Consider the following 24,948-nt stretch of genomic DNA (forward strand, 5'->3'; position numbering starts at 1 on the left):
AGGTAGGCCGGGCTTTTCAGTCCCAACGACTGTCGGGATCGCTCCGGCCCTTCGGGCTAAACCCTTACAATCCCTGGCGCGTTTTCTGAACTCGAATTTTAAGGAATTAATTGAATGCGCAGAATTTGAACTGCTATAGATTAATTCTGCCCATTCCTTAAATTCGTTCAATTTGAGTTCAGACAAAATCCGCTACCTTTACCTTATGCAAAACAACCTGCAACAACTATACGGCAATATCGATATCTATCTGTTCGACCAGCTACTGAAGGGCCGGTTCGATAACTGCCATAAGGTGCTGGATATAGGTTGCGGTGGCGGGCGCAACATTGTTTACTTTTTGCAGAACGGCTTCGAGGTTTACGGTGTCGACCCGAACCCCAATGCCCTGGCCGAGACGCGCGCCTTATCTGAAAAGCTTGCCCCGGCTAATTCCGCAGGGAATTTTACCTGCTTCCCGGCTGAGGACTTGCCCTTCGGCGATGGTTCATTCGATTTAGTTATCAGCAGCGCGGTTTTGCACTTTGCGCAGGATAGCAACCATTTCGATGCCATGCTACGTTCCATGTGGCGTGTGCTAAGGCCCGGCGGTTACTTGTTTGCGCGACTGGCATCGGATATAGGTATAGAAACCTTGGTTATATCGCAGGGCAATAGCCGCTATCTGCTGCCCGATGGCAGCGAGCGTTTCCTGGTAAATGAACAAATATTATTGGAATACACCCAGGTACTCGGCGGGAAGCTATTCGAGCCGATAAAAACCACCAACGTACAAAACCTGCGATGCATGACCACCTGGTGCGTAAGGAAAAATGATGCAGGTGATGCACATATCTTATAGCGCTCGATACATGATATAGGTATCTACCAAACCTAATTGCTGATGCCGAAAACCGTTTGGCGTTGTTCCGATGATGGAAAACCCCTGTTTTTGCCAAAGCTTTACCGCTGTTGCATTGGTTGATACCACGAAGTTGAACTGGATACCCACGTACCCCGCTTCCGTGGCCGTGTCTACAGAATGCCGGCAAAGCATGCTGCCTACGCCTTTTCCCCTTGCGCCGGGATGCACCATATAACCGCAATTGCCCATATGGTTGCCCAGGCCAGGCTGGTTAGGCTTAAGGTAGTAAGTCCCCACAACCCTGCCATCTTCAATAGCTACAAAGGTTTCCATATTGGGTGCGAGCCAGTATTCCATCATGCCTTTGCGTGTGGTTGCCGGGTCAAACGCGTAGGTATCGCCGGATTTTATTACGGTCGAAAATATCTCCCAGATGCCGTCATCATCTGCGGGTGTAGCTTTGCGTATTTCTATTGCCATGGTTTGGTGTGTTACCGATGCTTCAATTTTGGGTATTGCCAGCTTTAAATCAAGTTTGGCGAGGCAAACATAAAAAAGCGACAGGCTCCCCAGCCCGTCGCTTTCTGAAAATTAAATTAGCCACTTTTTATTTGACGCCGCGGGTAGATTCGAACTACCGTTGAAGGTTTTGCAGACCTATGCCTATCCTCTCGGCCACGCGACTTTATGCTTTTCCTGTTATTTATTCGGCTGTGGTGTTAAGCGTAAGTAGGGTTTCACCTCTACAAAGCCCTTGGGGAACTTGGCTGGGATATCCTCTGTTTTGATGGATGGCAGCACCACTACCTGCTCGCCGTCTTTCCAATCGGCCGGGGTGGCTACACTGTGGTAAGCAGTAAGCTGCAATGAATCGATCACGCGCAGTATCTCCTGGAAGTTGCGGCCGGTTGATGCGGGGTAGCTGATGATCAGTTTTATCTTTTTATCGGGGCCGATGATGAACAACGAGCGCACGGTAGCCGTAAGCGATGCGTTGGGGTGTATCATGTCATAAGCGAGGGATATCTCGCGGCTTTCGTCGCCAATAATTGGGAAGGTTACTTCCACGCCCTGGGTTTCGTTGATATCGTTTATCCACCCCTTGTGCGATTCGGTGTTATCCGTGCTCAGCGCAATAACCTTTACGTTTCGCTTCTCGAACTCATCCTTCAGGGAAGCCGTTTTGCCTAGTTCGGTTGTGCAAACAGGGGTGTAATCTGCAGGGTGGGAGAATAATACGCCCCAGCTATCGCCCAGGTATTCGTAAAAATCAATGTCGCCAAGGGATGTTTGTGCTTTAAAGTTTGGGGCCTCATCGCCAATTCGTAAGCTCATAGTTGTAAGTTTTAATTTTAATATTTTTATAGCAATATTACGCTATCGGTTAATCAATAGTAAAACTTATCCAATAAAATTTGAGGAAGAAAGGGGAGCCGCCGGCAGATAACGGCATCATTACGAACGCCGTTTGTCTTTTAAATCAGCTTATCTGTCTCCGCATTGGCGGAGCAGGAATTAGCACCTTACACCAGGCGCGAAGCCGGTACAGGTTGCTAAGACATCATAGGGCCTTTCCCTCTGTCTTTCTGGATAAGTATTTTTAAAGAACGATTACATCACAAAAGTAGGTATAAAAACTACAATTCCTATAGATTTTATTATTTATCTCAGATAAATCTGTAACTAACTGAAAATCAAAATATAAAATGACTTATATTGTATCAAGCCCACACGTTATGAAAACTGTGCCACCACTTCATCAACATTATAAACCGGGTTAGCGCCGCGCTGGGTGGTTACATAAGCGCCTACCGCGCAGGATTTTTCCAGCAGGGCTTGCATGGGGGTGCCGTTAAGCAAGCCCGTAATAAACGTTGCCAGGAACGAATCGCCCGCGCCAACAGTATCCACCACGCAAACTTTGCAACCGGGGTGCTCGTAATATTGGTAATCGTTCCAAATGATGGCACCATGCTCGCCGCGGGTTACGCAGATGATTTTGGTGTGGAACTTGCTTTGGAACTCTTCTATCTTTTGTTTCAGGTCGCCGCTGCTGCCGTGTATAAGCAACTCAGCTTCTTCTTCGTTCATCTTTATTACGTCGGCACGGGCAGCCAGCGTTTCGATGGTGTTCATGGTAAAATGTGGCGGGCGCAGGTTCACATCGAATATTTTAAGCGCGTCGCTTTCATCAAGCACGTTTAGCAGGGTTTCGAAAGAAGCTTGCTCGCGGCAGGCCAGGCTGCCAAAAACGATGGCGCCTACTTTTTTTGATGTAGCTTCTAAAGGTTCGGTAAAGCCTATATTATCCCAGGATACAGGTTGCGGTATAATGTACGTGGCGGTGTTATTTTCATCCAGTTGTACAGTTACTTCACAGGTAGGCAGCTTTTCGTCGCGCTGTATCAACTCGCTGTGAAGGCCGTTCTCCTGCAGGAAGCCGGTGAGCTCCACACCGGACGCGTCGGTACCTACGCTGCTGGCAAACAATACATTGTTGCCCTGCTGCACCAGGTGGCGAGCTACGTTCATGGGCGCGCCGCCCGCTTTTTTAACATCGCCAAAGGCATCCCATAAAACTTCGCCGAAGCACAAGATTTGTTTGTTCATAAATTGGTTTTTGAGCTGATTGATGAAAGGATAAAGCTAAAATATTTTTTGACACGATTTAGCGATTGAAGGATTTGACAGGATTTTTTTAATTGTCTGAACCATGATTTGCTTGATTACCGGATTATAGGACTATTCCAATTGCGAAATATTATCGGGGTATCCTTTAAACAGGCAAATCATGGTTCAGAAAAGGATAGCTGGATTGATTTTAATCCTGTTAATCCTTAAATCCTTTAATCGTGTTATCTTTTAATCATGGTTCGGAAGCGTTATATTAGTTGAATGAAAAAGCAAATTCTCTTCTCTTTTCTCCTGCTTCTGTGTTCCTGCTTCGCTATAGCGCAAGACAAAGACAAGCAAGCCATAGCAAAACTCATGGCCGACCAGCAAATCGCCTGGAGCAAAGGCGACTTGGAGGGCTTTATGCAAGGCTACTGGAAGTCTGATTCACTAATGTTCATCGGCAAGCGTGGGCCGGCTTACGGCTGGCAGGTTACCCTGGATAATTATAAAAAAGGCTACCCGGATAAAGCCGCCATGGGCGAGCTTACCTTTAGGTTAGATAAAATAGAACTGCTGGGCAAGAACGATGCCTTTGTAATGGGCGCCTGGAGCCTCAAACGAGAGAAAGACGCACCAGGAGGTTATTTTACCCTGTGGTTCAGAAAGATTGATGGTCAGTGGAAGATTGTGTGTGACCATACGAGTTGATAAAGATGGCAATCATTCAATAATACTGACAGTATGCTACACCTGATTTTAGATAGCTGGATAGCAGGCCTCTTTAGGCTTATAGGTGTTTGCGTGCTTTTTACATTGGGATACTTCAAGCAAATAACCCACCCGGAGGCAAAAGCCTATTCTTTCAGAAATATTTACTATATGGAGTATGACAAGGAGGATGAATTCAAAAAAGGCATGGAGCGGGCAGGACAGCAAATGGCAGGGTTGATGTTCGTTCTATTGCTATTGGCAATTTACGCGCTGGTGTAATTCCAGAAAAAGCAGATGCCCTCTGTAGGTGACATTTATGATTCTTAGAATGCTGGATGGCAGCACTGATACTCACAAAAGAGGCCCGAACATCGCTGCTCGGGCCTCTTCAATATCGTACAAAAAGCTGTTACTTGTGGGTAATGCCTTCTGCCAGTACGGTTACTTTATTGTTTAAAGCTTCCACCACGCCGCCTTTAATAAAAAAGGTATCTTCTTTACCGCCTTCCCTTACAACCAGCTTGCCGTCGTTAAGGGTAGAGATGATAGGCGCATGGTTATTCAGGATCTCGAAAGAACCTAAAGTACCAGGCAGGCTTACCGAAGTAGCTTCGCCTTCGAAAACTTTTTTATCAGGAGTAAGGATTTCTAATGTCATGTTCTTTTAGATTTGAGATGTGAGATGTGAGATATGAGATTAACTCATTGTCAAACCTACAACCTCTCCGTTTTAACATGAGATATGAAATTTGAGCTGTCTCAAATCTCATATCTCAAATCTCATATCTTAATTATTAGCTTCTGCCAATAATTTCTTGCCTTTTTCAATAGCGTCTTCAATGCTGCCCACAAGGTTGAATGCTGCCTCTGGGTATTCATCTACTTCGCCATCCATAATCATGTTGAAACCTTTGATGGTATCTTTGATATCAACCAATACACCTTGTAAACCGGTGAACTGCTCTGCCACGAAGAATGGCTGAGAAAGGAAACGCTGAACACGGCGTGCGCGCGATACGGTTAACTTATCTTCCTCAGAAAGCTCGTCCATACCTAAGATGGCGATGATATCCTGAAGTTCTTTGTAGCGCTGTAAAGTTTCTTTAACGCGTTGAGCGGTGTTGTAGTGCTCATCGCCCAGGATAGCTGCGCTAAGGATACGTGAGGTAGAATCCAGTGGATCCACCGCAGGGTATATACCCAACTCGGCAATTTTACGCGAAAGTACGGTTGTAGCATCTAAGTGGGCAAATGTTGTTGCCGGTGCAGGGTCAGTCAAGTCATCCGCAGGTACGTAAACGGCCTGTACAGATGTGATAGAACCACGTTTTGTAGAAGTAATACGCTCCTGCATGGTACCCATCTCTGTTGCCAAAGTCGGCTGGTAACCTACCGCAGATGGCATACGGCCTAACAATGCCGATACCTCAGAACCTGCCTGGGTAAAGCGGAAGATGTTATCGATAAAGAAAAGGATATCGCGGCCTTTGCCTTCTTCGTCACCATCGCGGAAGTACTCTGCAAGGGTAAGACCTGATAATGCCACACGTGCACGTGCACCGGGAGGCTCGTTCATCTGGCCGAAAACGAAGGTTGCTTTTGATTCTTTCAAAGCTTCAGCGTCGATTTTTGTCAAATCCCAGCCGCCAGCTTCCATGGAGTGCATAAATGCATCGCCATATTTTATAATGCCCGATTCAAGCATCTCGCGCAGTAAGTCGTTACCTTCACGGGTACGCTCGCCTACGCCTGCAAATACAGATAAACCTGCATAAGCTTTCGCGATGTTGTTGATCAGCTCTTGAATTAATACTGTTTTACCTACACCGGCACCACCAAACAAACCAATTTTACCACCTTTTACATAAGGCTCCAAAAGGTCGATAACTTTGATACCTGTAAACAGGGCCTCAGTTTCGGTTGATAGGTCCTCAAAACGCGGAGGCGTGTTGTGAATAGGGCGACCATTGGTTTTATCAAGGTTAGGGATACCATCGATAGCATCACCAACTACGTTAAATACACGGCCTTTAATGGCATCGCCAACCGGCATTTTGATAGCAGCTTCGGTATCTAAAACATTCATTCCGCGCAGTAAACCGTCGGTAGAGTCCATCGCTATCGCGCGCACACGGTCTTCGCCTAAGTGCTGCTGAACTTCTAAAATGATTTTTTGTCCGTTGTCTTTAGTGATCTCAAGCGCATCGTAAATCTTAGGAAGATGTGCGTCATTAGCGAAACTTACGTCAACTACCGGACCGATGATCCTTGATATTTTTCCAATGTTTGGCATATATTACCTGGTGTTTTAAAGAAATTTAAAATGAAACGGAACCTTTGTTTTAAAGTAAAGGCACTATTTCAGAGGCGCAAAGTTAAGGTTTATTGCCAAATATTTAAATAGTTATGGTAAGATTTTTTTGGCGTTTTTATTAATACAATTTCTGTAAGTTTGACGCCCAATTATAAACCAAATTTTCTGTACGCAAATTCTTAATTAATGAAAAAACTTTTACTGCTATTGATGTGGTGTGCCCCTGTTTTTGCTTATTCGCAGGGTTTCCAGGTTAACCTGGGCGGCCAGAAACAAATAGGCATGGGCCATACGGGCACCGGGCTGCTGCAGGATGGGGCCTCTATTTTCTTTAACCCCGGCGCGGTTGCTATGTTGCCCCAAAATTCAGTTTCTGCCGGTATCAGCCCGCTGTGGTTTAAATCCGGCTTCAACCCATCGGGTACCAATGACAAGTATTTTACAGCAAATCGCGTAGCAACGCCTATACAGGCTTACGCGGTTTGGGGGCCAAAATCGGCTAACTGGAAATTTGGCCTTGGCGTTTATACGCCATTTGGCGGCCTTACCGATTGGGGTACCACCTGGGCCGGTAAATATTCGGTGCAGAGCCTGGACCTGAAAGCAATATTTATCCAACCAACTTTTAGCTACAAATTAACTAATGCTTTAAGCATCGGCGCAGGCTTTGTTTACAACCATGCCAGCGTGGACTTGAGGAGGGCGATACCATTGGCAGATGCTAACGGAAACCCCGGCCAAGCGAAACTGGAAGGTACAGGCAAAGGCTACGGCTGGAACGCCGGCATCTTCCTGAAAACAAAATCGTTTACCGCGGGGCTTGATTACCGCTCTAAGGTGAATACCAAACTAAAAAACGGCGACGCGATATTTACCGTGCCATCATCGGTACAGGCAAACTTCCCGCAGCCAAATACCTTTAGCTCGGGCATACCGTTGCCGGGAACATTCTCATTGGGCCTCGGCTTTTATCCAACCCAAAAATGGACCGTTGGCTTCGACGCGAACTTTGTTGGCTGGAGCAGCTTTAAAGCGCTGGAATTTGATTATGCTGCCAACACTTCAACACTTGCAGACACTTATTCGCCACGTAACTACGAGAACGCGTTTGCGCTGCGTACCGGTGCGGAGTATAAATACAACAATAAACTGGCCCTGCGTTTCGGCGGCGGCTATGCTACTACGCCTGTTAAGGATGGCTATGTAACCCCCGAGGTGCCGGATGCCAACCGTTATTACTTAACCGGCGGCCTGGGTTACAAACTGGCCAAACGTTTAGATATAGACCTTTCCTTTGAGTTTGAGCACTTGTTTACCCGCACCCAAACAAATATCGAAACGCAGTTATCCGGAACGTTCCACAGCAATGTGTACATCCCAGGCGTGGCCCTTTCTTATCATTGGTAACCTATAGTATTTAAGCACATGAAATCGATAAAAAATTACATATACATATCTGCGGGCTTGCTGTTGCTGGCTTCCTGCAAACCATCAGTAGACGTTCCCAAACCAACGTCAGGCGCGGCAGATTTTAGCCGTTATATTTCTGTAGGTAACTCCTTAACCGCAGGTTACGCCGATGGGGGGTTATATCTGGAAGGGCAACTAAATTCATATCCAAGCATCATTGCCAAGCAAATGGCACAGGTGGGCGGCGGTGCCTTTGCGCAGCCATTGTTCAACGCCGATCAATCGAATGGTTCGGGTTACATCAAACTAACGGGCTTTACTGCCACCGGCTCGCCCATTACCGCGCCGGTTACGACCAACCTTGCGGTGAGAGGGACGGCCACCATACCGGGTTTCGGTACGGTGGTTTTATACACCAAATACACCGGCGAAATAAACAACTATGGTGTGCCGGGCGTTAAAATACAGCAAATAACATATGCACCTTACGGTAACCTGAACGGCTATTTTGAAAGGATGTTGCCGGGCAACGCAGGTACAAATTCTACTACATATATAGATTTTGCCACAGCCAAGCCTTTTACCTTCTTTACCAACTGGCTGGGCAGTAATGATGCCTTGCTATATGCTTCGACAGGTGGTGCCGGAGATGTACTTACAGATAAGGCAACATTTACAGCTCTATACAACCTTTCGATATCGAAACTAACTGCAGCTGGCCAAAAAGGTGCCGTAGCTACCGTACCCGATGTTACTTCGGTGCCTTACTTTACTACCGTAACTGTTGGCGCTATTTTAGCAGGTGTGCAAAAGGCTAATCCTGCGGTTGCCGCTTTATATATCAATGCACGTGTCGATACTTTAACCACAACTTATGCTGCACGTGCTGCTACCGCAGCTGATTTGGTGGTACTGACTTTCCCTACCAGCAAAATAGGCCAGCCTGTAAGTTCGCCGGCTGGTACCGTGCCTTACGGCTTAACGCCATACGCGCCTATCGAAAACCAGTATGTGCTGGATGCTAATGAAATAGCTTTAACCAAAGGTTGCGTAAATTCGTACAATGCCACCATCAAAGCGGCAGCTGCATCAAAAGGCTTAGCGGTGTTTGATGCCTTTACCTTCCTTAATAATTTAAAGGCAAATGGTTTAGTGATAGATGGAGTAAGCCTAAGCTCAAACTACATTAGCGGGGGAGTATTTTCGCTGGATGGCATCCACCTAACGCCAAGGGGCTATGCTATTGTAGCCAACGAATTTATTAAAGCCATCAACGCGAAATACGGATCAAATATCCCTAAGGCGAACGTATCGGCTTATAACGGGGTGAAGTTCCCTTAACCAGTTAGCAGTGGGCGGTTTGCGGTTTGCACAGAGCCTCACCTAAATCCTCTCCAAAGGAGAGGACTTTTAATATTTTTAGAACCCTCTCCTTTGGAGAGGGTAGGGTGAGGCTTCGAAGTATGCAAACTACCTACTGCCAACTGATTACGATCTTCCCCATATGCTCGCTGGTTTCCATCAGCTCATGGGCTTTGGAGGCTTCGGCGGCGGGGAATATTTTGTAGATAACGGGCTTTATTTGCCCGGAAGCAAGCAACGGCCAAACGTGCTCTTCCAGTTTTTGGGCGATAGCACTCTTGAATGCAACCTCGCGCGAACGTAGCATCGAACCGGTTATCACGAGGCGCTTGCGCATTACTTCGGATAGGTTGATTTCTACCTTGTTGCCTTTCATGGCATTTATCATCACCAGCCTACCATCGTTTGCCAGGCACTGTATGTTTTTGGCGGTGTAATCGCCGCCTATCATATCCAGTATCACATCTACGCCTTTGCCATTGGTAAGCTGATGGATGGTGTCGCCGAAATTTTCTTTATTATAATCGATGGCCTTATCTGCGCCCAATGCCTCGCAGAATTTGCACTTCTCATCACTCCCTGCAGTTACATAAACTTTGCTGCCTAAAGCTTTTGCCATTTGTATAGCTGTAACCCCTATGCCGCTGCTGCCGCCATGCACTAGCAAGGTTTCGCCGGGTAGCAGGTTTGCACGGTCGAACACATTGCTCCAAACAGTAAAGAAGGTTTCGGGGAGGGAGGCAGCTTCGGCAAAGCTTAAGTTACCGGGAACGGGCAGGCACTGCCCTTCAGGAGCGGCGCAGTATTCGGCGTATGCGCCACCGATAACTAGTGCGCAAACCTTATCACCTATTTTCCATCGGCTAACGTCAGCACCAACCTCGGCTATTATGCCGGCAAGTTCAAGTCCGGGGATGTCTTTTGGTGCACCATCAGGAGGCGGGTAATTGCCTTTCCGCTGGAATACATCCGGGCGGTTTATGCCGGCAGCCATTACTTTTATCAAAACCTCGCCAGTTGCGTAAGTGGGTATAGGGCGCTCTGCAAATTGTAATACATCGGGGGCGCCGGGGTGGGTGATGATGATGGCTTTCATTATTGGTAATATCAGCATAAATAACCTTAATTGGTTGGGGATGTTTTGCTTTACGCCAACTACTCGCTCCTCAAACTTTCCACCGGGTTAATGATAGCTGCCTTTATAGACTGATAACTAACAGTTAGCAACGCAACAGCCAACGCCGCTGCGGCGGCCAACACAAATACCCACCAATGGATGCTATCGCGGTATGCAAAGGCATCCAGCCATTTGTGCATGGCCAGCCATGCCAACGGCGATGCTATAGCTACGGCAATGGCCACCAGTTTTACAAAATCGGCAGAGAGCATAGCAACAATCCTCGATACATCTGCGCCCAGCACTTTGCGGATGCCTATTTCCCTGCTCCGCTGTTCTGCCGCATAGGCAGCCAGCCCAAACAGCCCAAGGCAGGCAATAATAATGGCGAGCGCGGTGAACAGCACGAACAGTTTGCTCATGCGTTGTTCGTTGCTGTATATGGCGTTAAAATCTTCATCCATAAAAGTGTATTCCATCTTTTGGTTTGGCGAGAGGGCTTTCCATTTGCTTTCTATCTGCGCCATTATGCCTGCAAGGTTTTTGGTATTTACCCTGATGCTGAGCGAGGCCATGAAATCCCGGTTCATGACCAGCACCAGCGGACTGATATTATCCCGCAAGGAACTAAAATTAAAATCCCTTACGACGCCTATCACCGTGTATTCCCGCCCGCCGTTTTTTATTTTCTCGAAAGCGCCGCCTGTGTAGCCAAGCATATTGGCTGCCGTTTGGTTGATAATGATAGAAGAGGAATCGGAAAGGTTGCTCTCCGAAAAATCACGGCCGCTTTTCAGCTGCATGCCCATAGTGTGCAGATAACCGGCATCTACCGGCCAAAGTTCCGTTTGTAACGATTTACCGTCGGCCGCAGTGATGTTATTCGGCCAGCGGGTAGTGCCGGTGGGCAGGTAACTGCTAAGCGTTGCATCAACCACGCCCGGCAGCTGTTGAACAGATTGCTTTAGCAATACAGGGTTGCTTATTGTGGAAACGTTCTTTAGCACCAATACCTGGTTGCGATTAAAGCCAAGGTCTTTATTTTGGATGTAATTAAGCTGGTTGTATACCACCAATGTGCCTATGATGAGAAATATCGAAATGGCGAACTGGAAAATCACTAAAGCGTTACGCAAGGCGCCGCCCTTAAAACCCACCGACAGCTTGCCCTTTAATACCTGGATAGGTTTAAACCGCGACAGGAAAAAGGCAGGGTACGAGCCGGCCAGCAGCCCAACCGAAAAAACAATAAGCAACAGCGTAGGTAATACCCATTTAAGGTTTTGCCAGCTAACAGATAAGACCTTGCCCGAAATTTGGTTGAACAGCGATAGTAAGGCCCATCCCGCAAAAGCAGCAACCAGGGTAGCTACCAGCGTAACCAATACCGACTCGGCCAGAAACTGGGCAATGATGAACCTGCGTTTGGCGCCTAAAACTTTGCGCACGCCAACCTCCCGCGCACGGTTTGTAGAACGCGCGGTGGATAAATTCATGAAGTTGATGCACGCCAACAGTAGGACAAAGCCGGCTATCCCCATAAAAATGTAAACGTACTGGATGTTGCCATTTGGCCCAAGTTCGCGTTGGCGGTTGGAAGTTAGGTGGATGCCCGTTAAGGGCGTGAGGTTAAGTTTAATGTAGTTACCACCCGCTGCAAACTTTTGATAGTTAAAAGCCGCAGAATTAATGTTTTTAACCAGCAAGGCGTTCATTTTTGCTTCCAGCCCGGCGGTATTTGCAGCTAGCTTTAGCAGGATATAGGTGTTAAAGGTAAAGCGTGCCCAGTTATTATCGCGTTCGGCAGATAGCGGCATCAGGAAATCTGCCTTAAAGTGCGATTGGGCTGGCATATCCTGCATTACACCGGTAATTCGGCGGGGAACGCTGTCGTTGGGGATGGTTAAGGTTTTACCCAGCGCGGCTGTGGTATTAAAATACTTTTTGGCAGCGGCGGCGGATATGACGATGCTGTTGGGTGTGGTTAAAGCGGTTTTGGCATCGCCCTCTATAAGCGGCAGAGTGAAAATAGCAAATATGGACGAATCGCAATAGAAAACATCCTTCTCATTAATTACCTCCTCGCCTTTTTTAAGGCGGATATTTTGTGCCGCGGATAACCTCACCGCATTTTCCACTTCCGGCAATTCGGCCTTTAAAGCGCCTGCAACTGGTGGGGCAGCAATGGCAAAGGATGATAACGTGCCGCCGTAGTTAAGGTCGGTATTTACGCGGTAGATGCGCTGGTGATTGGTGTTGAATTTATCGTAACTCAACTCATCAACCACATAGAGCATGATCAGCAGGCAGGTAGCCAAGCCCAGTGCCAGCCCGATGATATTGATGAACGTAAACCCTTTGTTTTTTAACAGGCTGCGGAAAGCCGTTTTGATCAAATTCTTTATCATGTTATATCAATTTACTTGTTGTTGAAGAATAAGTAAATGTATAACTAAATATTTAGTTATTTCAAACGCCTATTGCCTTTTACTGATGCATTGCCTTTAAAGATTTCCCTGAAAGAATTATAGCCGAGCTATCAGCAATAGCTAAATCAGCCTTTTCAGCAAAGCCGTGGCCAATGTCTAGTATGGTATAATCTTTAAGATTTGCTGCTACGTAGCCAAAGTGCATATTTTTAGATCCCTTTAATTCTGGTGCCATTTCAAATAAAACCTGGCTTGAATCTGCCTGTGTTATCCGAAGTGTGTCGAAACTTTGATTATAACTTTCTACTTCCAGTCGCGATTTCCCTTTTAAATTTACAGATATGTTTGCCTGCCTTAATTTCTGTAGCTCAAAGTTGGTATCGGCACCATCTACAGATAACAGTTCGGGAGCAAACAACCGCACCAGCACCCGGTTTTGCATCCAGTTTTTTTCGCCCTCATTTTTGTATTTGTTAGGAAACACTAAGTGCAGCGTATCGTTTTTTACATAGGCCTTAAACGTTACATCTTTTTTATAGGCGTCCCAATAGTTGAGCACCCTTACCGATGCGTGTTTACTTTGTTGAAAAACTATTTGCGTGATATTGCCACCCTCAATCTTCAGGTATTTAAAAGGCTGTTCCAGCACCTTGTTGTAATTCCAATAGGTATCGCTTTTATCAACTTTGTCGTAAACGTTTTTAAATGCCAGATCGGATACTACGACACCTAACAACATCACGGCGAATAAAATCCTCAGTATAATTGTACTTGTTTTAGTCTTCATATTTTTTCTCTTTAAAAGTTTCATCAATAAATTTCATGTAGCGTATTTCAATTTCTTCCATCGGAATATCCAGCAAATACATGCTTCTTAAAAATAGGGGCAATTCATTTTCTAAAAACTGCTCTTTCCTGAAGGCAACTACTCTATGCATAGCTTCATTCTCTACAAAATAACCCACGCCGCGCTTATTGGTAATAATTTCGCGTTGCTGCAAAAAGTCGTAGGCGCGCTGAACCGTATTAGGGTTCACCTGCATTGCTACCGCCAAGTCGCGAATGCTTAATATTTTTGTTTCCAGCGGCCATTGCTTAAGCAATATTTGCTCGCAAACGTATTCTGCTATTTGTAAATAAATTGCTTGTTTTTCTCTAAACTCCATTCTAAATTTCTTTTTCCCTTAACCTTACATAAGCTGTTATCCACAAAGTGCCCGGCAATATGTACTGAAGAAAATTATTTGCGATAGCATAAGCGTAATGCGGAAGCTCGATATTCCCAACTTCAGAATCTACTTTTATCAATACCGTAAAGTACGGGAACGCAATATCGACATTAGAAAATAATAGGCTAACAATGGCCAGATTTAAAAAATAGATAACAGCCAGCACACCGCAAACCACCAGCGCCACCTTTACAAGAGCAACCCGGTTGAAGTATAACGTGCCTACCATCATGGCTCCAACAAAGTTGGTGTACAATATTGTTGCCTTAACAAATACATTATTATCTTCAAATGCGTACAAGTACACATGGTTGTACAAGGCATGGTACAGCGGGCTGGTTCGGTCTAATCCGTTATGATAGGCCGTTACAAAGGTGTAATCCATAAGCCGGAAAAAGCCTAAAAAAACAATGCAAAATAACAAGCCCGATATCAATATACCGCAGAGCCATTTCTCCAGCGAGGAGGCAGGCAATGTAAGATAGGCTGCCCCACCCGCATTAGTAGTAAAGTAGCTAAATACTACCGAAGATAAAACCACCCCGCCACCAATAAAGCCCCAAATAAATGACAGGTTTTGGGCTGGCCCCCAATCCAATGCATAAAGCACAAGCGTATAAAGTAAAAATGTAAATGCCATTACAGCTACAAGTGCGCCAATTAGTTGCATCGAGCGCTCGAATATGGTTTTCTTTAATAGCAGCACAAATCTGCTGAGGCTAAAGGTATCATTCATGGTAATTAGTATTAATTTATCGGGAATAATTGTTTGGCCATTGCCGGGTTTTCGGTAATGCCGTTAAAAAGGTGCTCCAGGTTAAGCGCCGAGTCTTCACCATCTACATTCTCTATAATAACCGATGTGCCGCGCAGCATTTTTTCGGAGTAAAGCACTTTTACGCCTGCAGGTATTTCGGTTACGGTTTTAAAGCAAAGCTTTTCGGCGATATCTGCAATTGAAGAGTGCAGCAACAGGTTGCCGTTATCTACAATCATTACCTTATCTATCATATTCTCCAGGTCGCGGATCTGGTGGGTGGAGATAAAGATGATGCGCTCGTCGTTCATCACTGAAGCGATAAGCTTTCTGAACTGAGCTTTGGATGGTATATCAAGCCCGTTTGTGGGCTCATCCATTAGTAACACCTTGGTATTGCAGGCCAGCGCAAAAGCTATCACAAACTTTTTTTGCTGCCCAAAGGATAGTTTATTCAGCTTGCCATCTACGCTTACCTCAAGCTCTAGCAGGTATTTATAAAAGCTTTCCTTATTAAACTGCGGATAAAAAGGCGCAAACAGGTTTTGGTACTGCTTAATTGTAAGCGCAGGAACATACACATCTTCGGCGATGTAGTAAATGGTTTGCAGGAACGATGGCTTGCGGCTTTTAGGTTCCATGCCGTCTATAAATACATTGCCTTCAACCGGGAACAGCGTGCCTACCATATTTTTGAGAAGGGTACTCTTACCGGCACCATTTTTCCCAAGCAGGCCGTAGATGCTTCCATTTTCGATGGAAAGAGAAAGGTTTTTGTACAGCAACTTTTTGCGCGAATAACCAAAAGACAAATTGTTGAATTGTATCATAGTGTATTAGTTAAGTAGTACACTACAAATGTAGCTGTATGTTTGTAATATCCAAATTTTTGGATAATTATTTTTTTGTAAAATTTCACCTTTTCAATCGGTGAGTAACAGACTTTCCGTAAAATGTCATTCATTTGCACAAAAACAAACAACATGGCTTTAACAACCGGCACAGCCGCCCCGCAATTCAAACTCACTTCGTCAGACCTTAAAGAAGTTTCCTTAGCCGATTTTAAAGGCAAGAAAGTGGTGTTACACTTTTTCCCTTTGGCTTTTACCGGTGTTTGCACCACGCAGCTTTGCACCATGCGCGATAGCTTTGGCTATTACGATGGGTTAAACGCGCAGATATTGGGCATCTCGGTAGATTCGCCTTTCACCCTGGGTAAGTTTAAAGAAGAGAACGCTTACCAGTTCCCGCTGCTATCTGATTTCAACAAAGATGTTTCTGAAGCTTACGGTGCCTTATATGAAACCTTTGCCTTCGGCATGAAAGGCGTGTCTAAACGCGCTGCTTTTGTGATAGATGAAGCGCAAAATATCATCTATGCAGAAGTGCTTGAAAATGCCGGCGACCTGCCCGATTTTGCAGCGATTGCAGAAGTGGTGAAGTAATATCTGCTATGCAGGGTTATTAGTATCCTTGATGCGTTGGAATTTTTTCTTGAATTTGAGGAAGAACTTTTCGAAGAAGAAGTACGACAATAGCGGCACAACTACCAGGAACAGCAGGTTGATAGGCATCTTGCTTAAAGGTAAATTTGGATCGTTGGATAAAAACACCTGCTGCCAGATATAAATACTGTACGACAGTATGCCGATGAAGCTAAGTGCTTTGGTGTTCAATAGCTTGAAAATCACATTTTTGGATTGACGGAGGTTATTCACCACAATAAAGCCCAGGAACAAAGAAATAATGAGGTTGGTGCTTATCGCGGTCGGGTTTAGCCATTGGCTGTATTTGAGATAAAACATAACGAAAATGGATAGCAGCGTTATGGGCAATTTGAGCTTGCCGAAGTTGAAATAACCTTTAAAAAGCATTACTGAATACAGGCAGCCGATGGCTATGCCCTGGAACTTGATAAAATAACGGATTGCCGCAGTACACAAGCCATAGTTTAAGAAGCCCGAGTTTATCTGGAAATAGTAAATAATGGGGACTACAAATATGGTAAAGAGCAAACCGGCTATGAACAGCTTCCAGCTTTTGTTGAGCAGCACGGGGAAAAAAAGGTAGAACTGCTCTTCTACCGAGAGCGACCAATAATGGCCCAGGTACCAGCTAGCCTGCGACAGGCGCGAGATGGATAAGTTCATGATGAATAAGAACGAAGCCAAAAATGTAACCGGGAATATATTGAGGTGATAGAAATGGTTGAGTATAATGAGTGAGATAATGTAAAGGTAAGCAACCGGCACGATCCGCAAAACACGCCTCATATAAAACGCTTTAAGGGATATAGACCCGTACTTTACCTTTTCTTTTACACACAGGGTGGTAATTAGAAAGCCACTGATAACAAAGAATATATCCACGCCAAGCGGGCCCATAAAGCCCAGGTTGCCATAAACGGGAATGTTATATAGGTCTACAATATGATAAGCCACAACCATAAGGATGGATATACCCCGCAGGCCGTTAAGGCTTGGGAAGGTTTTTTGCGCCAGCACATCAGGGACGGATTTTATTTCGGAAAAAAGGCTTTCGGCGCTAAAAAGCTTCATCAAACCAATAATTATTAAACCTTTAAAGGTATAAAAAAGCGTCTAATCTGTTTGAATTGTTTTGATTAGGGGCGAGGCCGAAGATTGTCCGCCTATTTTTTTCAAAAAAAGTAGGCGAATTAAAAAGAAAGTTCTATTTTTGCAGTCCGTTAAAAAAGGGGATTATATCGGTTTCGATATACAAAACCCGATACGGAAAATGCACTTGTAGCTCAATTGGATAGAGCATCTCACTACGGATGAGAAGGTTTGGGGTTCGAATCCCTACAAGTGCACATATTTCAACCACTTGTCCCGGAACTGCGACATCCGCCAGGTGCCCAAAAATTAAGCCTTTGAGTATAGTGTTCATGGGCTTTTTTAATTTTTAATAATAAGGGATGCTTAACTTAGTACTGTTTGGTCCCCCCGGAGCAGGGAAGGGTACCCAATCACAAAAACTTATCGAGAAGTTCGGGTTAATTCATCTTTCTACAGGTGATTTGCTGCGTGGCGAAATTGCACAAGGTACCGAATTGGGTCTGGAAGCAAAGAAATTGATGGACGATGGCAAATTAGTGCCCGATGCCGTTGTGATAGGAATGATAAGCAACAAGCTGGATGCCAACAAAGATGCCAAAGGCTTTATTTTCGATGGTTTCCCGCGCACAGTGGTGCAAGCCGAGGCTTTAGATGCTTTGTTAGAGTCGAAGGAATCCGCTATATCAGGCATGGTTGCGCTTGAAGTAAACGATGACGAATTGCTGCGTCGCTTATTGCTTCGCGGCAAAGATTCAGGTCGCCCTGACGATGCGAACGAAGAAGTTATCCGTAAAAGGATAAAAGAATACAATGATAAAACGGCTGCCGTAGCTGGTTTTTACAAAGGCCAGGGTAAGTTCGAAAGCATCAATGGCATTGGCTCGGTGGACGAGATTTTTGCTCAGATATGTGCCATTATAGAAAAGTGGCTGAAAAAGTAAATAAAGACTGATAAATTCAGTAATTTATAAAAGTGTAAGTTTGTAAAGTCCGCAGGTTAGGAGCGTCAAAACCCTAAGCTTCGGACTTTCTGTTTAAAGGAAAGATTATGTCGCAGGGTTCGAATTTTGTTGATTACGTAAAGATATGCTGCCGTTCCGGCCACGGGGGGGCAGGTTCTTCGCATCTGCACAGGGATATCTTAACCTCGATGGGCGGCCCCGATGGCGGCGACGGCGGCCGTGGCGGCCACGTGATTGTTAAAGGTAACGCCCAGTTGTGGACACTGCTTCACCTTAAGTTCCGCAAACATGTTATAGCCGGCGATGGCGATGCCGGTGGCAGCTCGCAGCGTAGCGGCAAAACCGGGCGCGACGAAATACTGGAAGTGCCTATTGGTACAATCGCCAAAAATGCGGAAACCGGTGAAACCCTTTTCGAGATAACCCACGATGGTGAAACTAAAATATTGGCTAATGGTGGCCGTGGCGGTTTAGGTAACTGGCATTTTAAAACGGCAACCAGGCAAACCCCCCGCTTTGCCCAACCAGGCGAAGACGGCCAGGAAGACTGGAACATCCTCGAACTAAAAATACTGGCCGATGTAGGTTTGGTAGGCTTCCCAAATGCGGGGAAATCAACACTGCTGTCGGTTGTATCTGCCGCTAAGCCGGAGATAGCAGATTACGCCTTTACAACGCTTGTGCCTAATTTAGGTATCGTTGGTTACCGCGGCAATCAATCGTTTGTGATGGCCGATATACCGGGTATTATAGAGGGTGCATCGCAAGGCAAGGGATTGGGAATCCGTTTCCTTCGCCATATCGAACGCAACTCGGTACTTTTATTTATGGTGCCTGCCGATACAGCAAGGACGATAAAAGAAGAATACGAAATCCTGCTGAATGAATTGAGCGAATACAACGAGGAACTGATGCACAAACCACGTGTGCTGGCCATTACCAAAAGCGATTTACTGGATGAGGAATTGCAGGCAGAGATGGAGAAGGAAGTGCCTGAGGGCATCCCTTACGTGTTCATTTCGTCGGTAGCGCAGAAGAACGTTACCGAACTGAAGGACCTGCTTTGGAAAGAGATAAACCGGTAATACCTACCGTTTCGTATTGGTGTGATACACCACGTACTCGTCGCTCGGCTGTGTAAAGGTAAAACCCTTATACGCCGGGAAACATTTGAGTATGACTGATGCCCTGATACCTACGTAGTAGGCAGGTAGCAGGATGTAAACGGGGCCCATAAAATCTTTATGCTGGTACTCGTTCAAATCGATGCTGAGGTCTTGGTTTAGGGCCTTCAGGATGATGCTACGGTTGCTGAGTTTCTTAAACTCGGGATAATCTTTGGTGAATACGAATACCACCCCCTTATTTTCTTTATCTAACTTTTTGATATAGGCCATGCTTGGGCTATCTATTACCCTGTTAGCCTCCCGTGGGTCGGCGTTGCTGGTAACGGTTTTATTTTTGCAGCCTGCAATCAAAAAAGCGGCCATCAATGCAAAAATCCACAAGGGTAAAAAAGTATTCTTCAACATCATTCGTCAATTTCTCTGCTGCGCACTTTTACTGCAGGGTTACCCTGGTAAATGCTATATGCGTCTAAATTTTTTGTAGCAACCGAGCCACTGGTAAGTACCGCATGGCTGCCCACTGTAACGCCCTGGTTTATGATAGCCCCGCAGCCAATCCATACGCCATCTTCCAGTACGATGCTGCCGGTAATCAAATCGAACGTACTCTTTTTATAATTATGGCTGCCGGTTTGTAATATAGCCCCTTGCGAAAGGCACACGTTGCTGCCTATGTTTACCATCACCAGGTTATCTATCCATACGTTTTCGCCTAGCCAGGTATGGTTGCCTATGGTTAAAAACCAGGGCGATTTGATATTTACCGCGGGTTTTACCACCACTCCCTTACCCAGCTGCGCGCCGAATAACTTCAGCAAGCCGCTTTTTAAGCCATTGATGGGGAACAAGGCACTTTTGAAAACCACGGCATTCACATAATACCAAAGCAGCCGTTTAAACGCATTGCCCCCGGGGTGGTAAGGATGATTGTTATATACGGCCAGGTTAGTTTGCGGCATCGGTATTGGTGGCTTTATTGTTTACCCATTTGTACAGGGCGAAAATGATAACTATATAAATAATTACATCAAAGATAATATGATGATCGATGATGCGGTTGCGGCTTTTGTTCCAATACAATGCCAGTAGCATCAGCCGAATGATGTTAAGCACTTGTATGCCCAAAAGCCCCGCGAACAGGAATATCAGCTTAGGCTTCAGTTTTTTAGGATAGGCGATTACGAACGCCGCGAAGAAGCTCATTACGCCCAGCCCCAGGCAAGTGTATATCAGATCGATGATGCCATGACCCGCTACCAGTAATTGGTTGTTGCCCACTATGGAAGTGAAGCCCAACGCATTGAGGATGGTGCTGCTGGTGTGCAAGAGCAGCCAGCGCAGCCACTCGATATAATTGAGGTGATGGTCTAAGAACGCACTGTAGTTATTAGCGGGCGTGATAAGGCCGAAATAGAATATATTGAAATAATAAAACAGCAGGAACAAGCCCGCAAACTTAATGCTGAACCACAAGGCGGTATTTTCCCTAAGCTTATTTAGCATCATCCCGTTGTTTAATAATCTCGTCTATTTTGATGTCCACAACCAGCCTGAACCAAAAGGCCTGTAAAAAATGGAATATCACTCCGGTGCGGCCATCCAGTATCCCCAGTTTAAATAGCATGCGGTACGTAAAATACAGCATCGGCCTAACATAACGCGGCAAACGCCACCATAATTGTTTCAGCCAGGCAGTACGTTCATCGGGCGAGCCCCAAAATCGCGGTTTAATGGTTTGATTGCGTATGCCCAGTATGCGCTCCGTTTCTTCTACGGCAAGCTGGTCGCTGTATTTGTTGTGCTTCTCTATCCAGAAACGGATGTTGTTTTCCTTGAGATTCTCTTCTATGATATGCGCCTTTTTCCAGATTAGGGTATTGCCCGGTACGATGAAGCGGTGGTCCATATTCTCGTTCAGGTCCGAGTAGCCTTTGCCATAGCGTATCATCTTTAACAGATAGAACGGGTAGTATCCACCATGTTTTATCCATCGCCCTTTAAAAAAGTTCTTGCGGTTGAAGTAAATACCGTCGATTCCATCGTAATCGTTGGTATCGAATTTTTGCAGCTGTGCAAACAACTCAGGCGTTACCACCTGATCGGCATCCAGGCAAATTATCCATGGCGTTTTAATATCGAAGTTTTTCAGGGCAAAATCCCATTGTTTTGGGTGGTTTTCGAAGGAATTCTGCAAAATTACAGCCCCTGCCGATTCGGCTAGGTTAACGGTCCCATCTGTACTGAAAGAGTCCAAAACAAAAACGGCTGCATCCAGTCCGGCAATAGAAGCCAGCAGCCGGGGTAAATGAATTTCTTCATTAAAAGTGAGTACGATAAACGAATATTGGGTATTCAATTAAGCGTTGCTTTAACAATCATCGATTTCCAAAGATACGGAATGCGCCCGCAGCCTTCAAACCGGGTTACAGTGAAGCCTTTTGCAGTGAGTAGGCCGCTCAACGTTTTGGCCGACCACATTTTGATATGCCCACCCAACCAAACAGGGTTCAGGTGCGTATCCCATTTATTGCCCAGGCTGATGAGCAGGTTTTTAAGGTAGCCATGGTAAGGGGTAGAGATAATGATTTCCCCGCCGGGTGCAAGTGCCTGCCTGCAAAAATCTATGAAGCCCTCCGGGTCGTAAAGGTGCTCTATCACCTCGGTAGAGATAACCGTATCGAAAGATAGCCCCTGCAGCCCTTCGGGCAGTTTATCGGTAGAAAGGTCCTGCATGAAGAAACTGCCCGGGTTTTGCTCGCGGGCAATGGCAATGCCTTTTTCAGATGCGTCGGTACCGTAAGCGTTGTAACCTAAGGATATCAGGTGGTTTACCAGGTAGCCGTTGCCGCAGCCCAAGTCCAGGATGCAGCGGTTCTTATCCTTATCCAGCATGCTGAGCAGCGGTTGCAGCATATACTTAAAGTTATGCGTTATGGCGCTGCTTTGGTAGTTGTACTCTTTATAATCGCTCATGCGTTTATTATTTGCCGGTAAAGGTTAATGTATTTTTGCGTTAATGCGTATCCGGTAAAATCGTGCCTTATGACAGCCGGAGCCGTTTCCGTTATTTTTTCCAACCGGCCGGTATCTTCCAGGCTTATGGCAGTTATGGCATCCGCGACCGATGCAGCGTTGGTTTGGCATATCCAGCCGAAGCCGTTATCGCGTACGTAATCGGCCAGGCCAACGTGTTCGCTAATCAGTACCGCGGTGCCTACGCTCAGGCTTTCTATTACTACGTTGCCAAAGTTCTCATCGTGCGAGGGCAGCACCATTACATCATGCTGTTGCAGCAGGATAAATTTATCGTCGCCATAAAAACCGGCCCAGGTAATCTTGTCCTCCAGACCAACAGCCAGCGATTTTAATTGGCCGATATAACCATCCGCACCGCTGCCAGCAATGGTTAAATGGAAGGGCACTGTGAGCAACCGAAGGGCCTCTATCAATATATCCAGCCCCTTTTTCTCTTCGATGCGTGAAAAGAATAGCACTTTCAGGACTTGGCCACGTGGAGGCTTGCCTTTAATGCCTGCGGTCTCCAGTTTCACGAAATTGGGGACCGCCGTTATACCAAGCGGCTGCACCAGCTGTGTAACCGCCCGGCTCTCGTGCGCCGATGTGGTATGGATATGGCTTTTTTGCAGCAGGCGTTTTCCGAAGACTTTATGGATGATGTTTTTTGCACCGATATTCTTGTTGTTGAACGAGTAGGGGCTAAGCATCCCGCGTGGAGAAATGATTACCGGTACCTTACGCGCAATAGCAATGGCTGCGGACAGCAGGGATACCAAATTCCACCAGGCGTGTATATGTACCGCATCGTGAGCCCGCACCTGTTTCCACACCGCTTTGAGCAAGGCCGGCGAAAAATGCGTATGGTCTTTAGTGATGCGCTTAAAATACGTAACTTGAACGCCATCCACCATTAATGCAGTATCAGGCACTACAGGGAGTTCTTGGGCACCGTTTGCAGTGGTGGTAAAAACTTCTATAACTACACCTGCTTTGGCCAGCTCTTCGCACAAGGTAGCTACAGACATGGTTGGCCCGCCGTAAATGTAGGCAGGCTTATAAGCCGGGGTAATGTGCAGTATTTTTAAACCGGTTTTAATATGCGTTGTTTTTTAAGTATCGCGAAAATGATGAGCATGCTTATGTAGCTCCAGAATACGGCGTTGATGATAAACTCGAAGCTAAGCCCGCGCCAGAATATCTGAAACAAACCACTGAATATCAAAGCTGTGCCCAATATATACCCGCCGAAGAGTTCCTCGGCTTTTATAGATATGAGTTGCGCTATCGCGCCGTATGCAAATAAGGCTATGAAAATACCCGGCACGCCGCCGGACAGGTAGGCATCTACGATATATGCCGGCTTGGCCGATACGTTGGAAAGGCGGTTTACTACGCCCGCATCGTACACCCGCTCCATAACCAGGGCTTCGGTAATCGGCTTGTTGGGCCAAAATATACGGGGTATCACCACAATGAGCGATTGGCCGAGCAATTTGGTGCCGTAGTAGGGTATGGTTGAGGGGGTAGATTGCGTAAACGTGATGAACATATCTATCTCGCTTAAGCGCAACGTGAGGAAGTCCCAGTTGTCGTTTTCGCCATCAAGGGCAACGTCCAGGGATTGTTGTGCCGCCGCATCGGCATCCAGATCGTCTGACCAGGCAACCGCCCTAAAGCTATTCACATATGCAGGAAGCACCATAAAGCAGAAAAACAGCAGAGGGGCAAATGTAATGAGTACGAATTTCTTGTAGTTTGGATATAAAAAGAGGCCCAATACCAATATACTGATGATAATAGGTTCCTTAAAGCCCGATGTTAGGGCCGAGTAAAAGTTAAAGGCGTACAGCAGGCTGCAAATAATAGTATTCGCCGGCTTTTTTAGCGGTATGGCAAACGCGAGGGCCAATGTACCTGCTATAAAGCTAAGCGAACTTAGTTGAAATGAAAGCTGCGAAAGCCCCGGAGTGCGCATGAGTATATTGGAAACCGGCAAAGAAATCAAGGCAACTTTCATCAGCAAATCGGCCAGTACGGTATTTTCTATACGGTATTTCTTTTTGGCAGGGTATTTCATGAAAATCAGTACGCCGGTTATGAATGCCGCATGGCCAAGGCAATAATAACGCTGGCACTGTGCTATAGCCGCTATTTTTTGCGCGTCTATCAGGGTTACCGGCGATCTGACGAAGTTTTCGTAACCTAGCGCATTCAGCATGTAAAATACCGATGTACACGCCATGTAGCCCGCAAAAATAATGTGCATGATAAACATGGGCCGCATCAACTGCTCGGTCATGGGTCTGTCGGTTGGTATCGACTTAACCCAGCCGGTAAGCGTAAGGAAAAATATAAGCAACGAGCCACCCCAGGCCACCCAATAAGACAGTAGCGCATCCGACTGGAGTATGCTTGCCAATATCCAGGGGATAAACAGGACTATAAATCGTTCTAAGCCCTTATTTTCGTTCAT

25 protein-coding genes, 2 tRNA genes, 1 pseudogene and 1 riboswitch are annotated in these 24,948 nt (G+C 46.0%); of the genes and pseudogenes, 9 read left to right on the forward strand and 19 right to left on the reverse strand.

Annotation, left to right across the window (positions count from 1 at the left end):
* The first annotated feature begins 172 nt into the window (after positions 1 to 172).
* Positions 173 to 841: a class I SAM-dependent methyltransferase gene (locus tag AC1DYT_RS02040; protein WP_477467985.1), complete on the forward strand. Its 669-nt coding sequence runs from the start codon at positions 173 to 175 to the stop codon at positions 839 to 841.
* Here AC1DYT_RS02040 and AC1DYT_RS02045 read toward each other — a convergent pair.
* From AC1DYT_RS02045 to AC1DYT_RS02060, 4 genes are all read right to left on the reverse strand, one after another.
* Positions 836 to 1,324 (reverse strand): N-acetyltransferase family protein, encoded by a 489-nt coding sequence (locus AC1DYT_RS02045; RefSeq protein ID WP_477467986.1) that lies wholly within the window; start codon positions 1,322 to 1,324, stop codon positions 836 to 838. The genes AC1DYT_RS02040 and AC1DYT_RS02045 overlap by 6 nt on opposite strands.
* 134 nt (positions 1,325 to 1,458) lie before the next feature.
* A tRNA-Cys gene (locus tag AC1DYT_RS02050) sits at positions 1,459 to 1,529 on the reverse strand.
* Positions 1,530 to 1,543: 14 nt separating this feature from the next.
* On the reverse strand, positions 1,544 to 2,179 hold the full coding sequence (locus AC1DYT_RS02055) for a peroxiredoxin (protein WP_477460761.1): 636 nt from the start codon (positions 2,177 to 2,179) through the stop codon (positions 1,544 to 1,546).
* A 147-nt stretch (positions 2,180 to 2,326) separates the two neighbouring features.
* Positions 2,327 to 2,441: riboswitch (SAM riboswitch) on the reverse strand.
* A 137-nt stretch (positions 2,442 to 2,578) separates the two neighbouring features.
* Positions 2,579 to 3,454, reverse strand: coding sequence for a carbohydrate kinase family protein (locus tag AC1DYT_RS02060; protein WP_477467987.1), 876 nt, complete (start codon positions 3,452 to 3,454; stop codon positions 2,579 to 2,581).
* A gap of 285 nt (positions 3,455 to 3,739) precedes the next feature.
* Here AC1DYT_RS02060 and AC1DYT_RS02065 point away from each other — a divergent pair, with 285 nt between their 5' ends.
* Both AC1DYT_RS02065 and AC1DYT_RS02070 read left to right on the forward strand, forming a co-directional pair.
* Entirely contained in the window at positions 3,740 to 4,168 is a 429-nt protein-coding gene (locus tag AC1DYT_RS02065; RefSeq protein ID WP_477467988.1) for a YybH family protein, read from the forward strand.
* Positions 4,169 to 4,201: 33 nt separating this feature from the next.
* A complete protein-coding gene (locus AC1DYT_RS02070; protein WP_477467989.1) occupies positions 4,202 to 4,450 on the forward strand; it encodes a hypothetical protein in 249 nt (82 codons plus the stop codon).
* A gap of 130 nt (positions 4,451 to 4,580) precedes the next feature.
* On the opposite strand, the gene atpC is transcribed toward AC1DYT_RS02070, so the two are convergent.
* Together atpC and atpD are read right to left on the reverse strand one after the other, a co-directional pair.
* On the reverse strand, positions 4,581 to 4,829 hold the full coding sequence (atpC, locus tag AC1DYT_RS02075; RefSeq protein ID WP_477460768.1) for an ATP synthase F1 subunit epsilon: 249 nt from the start codon (positions 4,827 to 4,829) through the stop codon (positions 4,581 to 4,583).
* Between the two features lie 129 nt (positions 4,830 to 4,958).
* Complete coding sequence (atpD, locus tag AC1DYT_RS02080) at positions 4,959 to 6,464, reverse strand: F0F1 ATP synthase subunit beta (protein ID WP_477460769.1); 1,506 nt, start codon at positions 6,462 to 6,464, stop codon at positions 4,959 to 4,961.
* A 207-nt stretch (positions 6,465 to 6,671) separates the two neighbouring features.
* Here atpD and AC1DYT_RS02085 point away from each other — a divergent pair, with 207 nt between their 5' ends.
* Positions 6,672 to 7,892, forward strand: coding sequence for an OmpP1/FadL family transporter (locus AC1DYT_RS02085; protein ID WP_477467990.1), 1,221 nt, complete (start codon positions 6,672 to 6,674; stop codon positions 7,890 to 7,892).
* Positions 7,893 to 7,910: 18 nt separating this feature from the next.
* Entirely contained in the window at positions 7,911 to 9,236 is a 1,326-nt protein-coding gene (locus AC1DYT_RS02090) for an SGNH/GDSL hydrolase family protein (protein ID WP_477467991.1), read from the forward strand.
* Between the two features lie 133 nt (positions 9,237 to 9,369).
* Here the strand turns inward: AC1DYT_RS02090 and AC1DYT_RS02095 are convergent, their stop codons facing one another.
* The 6 genes from AC1DYT_RS02095 to AC1DYT_RS02120 all read right to left on the reverse strand — a co-directional run bounded on the left by AC1DYT_RS02095 (position 9,370) and on the right by AC1DYT_RS02120 (position 15,619).
* Positions 9,370 to 10,371 (reverse strand): NAD(P)H-quinone oxidoreductase, encoded by a 1,002-nt coding sequence (locus AC1DYT_RS02095; protein ID WP_477467992.1) that lies wholly within the window; start codon positions 10,369 to 10,371, stop codon positions 9,370 to 9,372.
* A 41-nt stretch (positions 10,372 to 10,412) separates the two neighbouring features.
* The gene (locus tag AC1DYT_RS02100) at positions 10,413 to 12,782 is read right to left on the reverse strand and encodes an ABC transporter permease (RefSeq protein WP_477467993.1); all 2,370 of its coding nucleotides are present in this window, start codon (positions 12,780 to 12,782) and stop codon (positions 10,413 to 10,415) included.
* 79 nt (positions 12,783 to 12,861) lie between these two features.
* Positions 12,862 to 13,590 (reverse strand): hypothetical protein, encoded by a 729-nt coding sequence (locus AC1DYT_RS02105; protein WP_477467994.1) that lies wholly within the window; start codon positions 13,588 to 13,590, stop codon positions 12,862 to 12,864.
* Complete coding sequence (locus AC1DYT_RS02110; RefSeq protein WP_477467995.1) at positions 13,580 to 13,969, reverse strand: GntR family transcriptional regulator; 390 nt, start codon at positions 13,967 to 13,969, stop codon at positions 13,580 to 13,582. The genes AC1DYT_RS02105 and AC1DYT_RS02110 overlap by 11 nt, the downstream gene beginning before the upstream one ends.
* A 1-nt stretch (position 13,970) precedes the next feature.
* On the reverse strand, positions 13,971 to 14,768 hold the full coding sequence (locus AC1DYT_RS02115; RefSeq protein WP_477467996.1) for a hypothetical protein: 798 nt from the start codon (positions 14,766 to 14,768) through the stop codon (positions 13,971 to 13,973).
* Between the two features lie 11 nt (positions 14,769 to 14,779).
* Complete coding sequence (locus AC1DYT_RS02120) at positions 14,780 to 15,619, reverse strand: ABC transporter ATP-binding protein (protein ID WP_477467997.1); 840 nt, start codon at positions 15,617 to 15,619, stop codon at positions 14,780 to 14,782.
* 153 nt (positions 15,620 to 15,772) lie between these two features.
* On the opposite strand from AC1DYT_RS02120, the gene AC1DYT_RS02125 reads away from it, so the two are divergent.
* Positions 15,773 to 16,234, forward strand: a complete 462-nt coding sequence (locus AC1DYT_RS02125; protein ID WP_477467998.1) for a redoxin domain-containing protein — start codon at positions 15,773 to 15,775, stop codon at positions 16,232 to 16,234.
* A gap of 6 nt (positions 16,235 to 16,240) precedes the next feature.
* Here the strand turns inward: AC1DYT_RS02125 and AC1DYT_RS02130 are convergent, their stop codons facing one another.
* Positions 16,241 to 17,347 carry an acyltransferase family protein gene (locus AC1DYT_RS02130; protein ID WP_477467999.1) on the reverse strand — a complete coding sequence of 369 codons (1,107 nt, stop codon included), beginning with the start codon at positions 17,345 to 17,347 and terminating at the stop codon, positions 16,241 to 16,243.
* A gap of 201 nt (positions 17,348 to 17,548) precedes the next feature.
* On the opposite strand from AC1DYT_RS02130, the gene AC1DYT_RS02135 reads away from it, so the two are divergent.
* The 3 genes from AC1DYT_RS02135 to obgE all read left to right on the forward strand — a co-directional run bounded on the left by AC1DYT_RS02135 (position 17,549) and on the right by obgE (position 19,415).
* Positions 17,549 to 17,622: transfer RNA gene (locus AC1DYT_RS02135), tRNA-Arg, on the forward strand.
* 105 nt (positions 17,623 to 17,727) lie between these two features.
* Positions 17,728 to 18,309: an adenylate kinase gene (locus tag AC1DYT_RS02140; protein WP_477468000.1), complete on the forward strand. Its 582-nt coding sequence runs from the start codon at positions 17,728 to 17,730 to the stop codon at positions 18,307 to 18,309.
* A gap of 107 nt (positions 18,310 to 18,416) precedes the next feature.
* Positions 18,417 to 19,415, forward strand: a complete 999-nt coding sequence (obgE, locus tag AC1DYT_RS02145) for a GTPase ObgE (protein WP_477468001.1) — start codon at positions 18,417 to 18,419, stop codon at positions 19,413 to 19,415.
* 3 nt (positions 19,416 to 19,418) lie between these two features.
* Here the strand turns inward: obgE and AC1DYT_RS02150 are convergent, their stop codons facing one another.
* From AC1DYT_RS02150 to AC1DYT_RS02175, 6 genes and pseudogenes are all read right to left on the reverse strand, one after another.
* Positions 19,419 to 19,820, reverse strand: a complete 402-nt coding sequence (locus AC1DYT_RS02150; RefSeq protein ID WP_477468002.1) for a hypothetical protein — start codon at positions 19,818 to 19,820, stop codon at positions 19,419 to 19,421.
* A gap of 41 nt (positions 19,821 to 19,861) precedes the next feature.
* Positions 19,862 to 20,416 carry a WcaF family extracellular polysaccharide biosynthesis acetyltransferase gene (locus AC1DYT_RS02155; protein WP_477468003.1) on the reverse strand — a complete coding sequence of 185 codons (555 nt, stop codon included), beginning with the start codon at positions 20,414 to 20,416 and terminating at the stop codon, positions 19,862 to 19,864.
* Positions 20,403 to 21,813: pseudogene (gene xrtY / locus AC1DYT_RS02160) on the reverse strand (exosortase Y). Before xrtY ends, AC1DYT_RS02155 begins: the two are co-directional and overlap by 14 nt.
* Positions 21,810 to 22,430 (reverse strand): class I SAM-dependent methyltransferase, encoded by a 621-nt coding sequence (locus AC1DYT_RS02165; protein ID WP_477468004.1) that lies wholly within the window; start codon positions 22,428 to 22,430, stop codon positions 21,810 to 21,812. Before AC1DYT_RS02165 ends, xrtY begins: the two are co-directional and overlap by 4 nt.
* Positions 22,427 to 23,572, reverse strand: a complete 1,146-nt coding sequence (locus AC1DYT_RS02170) for an XrtY-associated glycosyltransferase XYAG1 (RefSeq protein WP_477468094.1) — start codon at positions 23,570 to 23,572, stop codon at positions 22,427 to 22,429. The genes AC1DYT_RS02165 and AC1DYT_RS02170 overlap by 4 nt, the downstream gene beginning before the upstream one ends.
* A complete protein-coding gene (locus AC1DYT_RS02175; RefSeq protein ID WP_477468005.1) occupies positions 23,557 to 24,948 on the reverse strand; it encodes an exosortase Y-associated Wzy-like protein in 1,392 nt (463 codons plus the stop codon). The genes AC1DYT_RS02170 and AC1DYT_RS02175 overlap by 16 nt, the downstream gene beginning before the upstream one ends.

It is taken from the genome of Mucilaginibacter sp. P1_D10 (genome assembly GCF_056406215.1).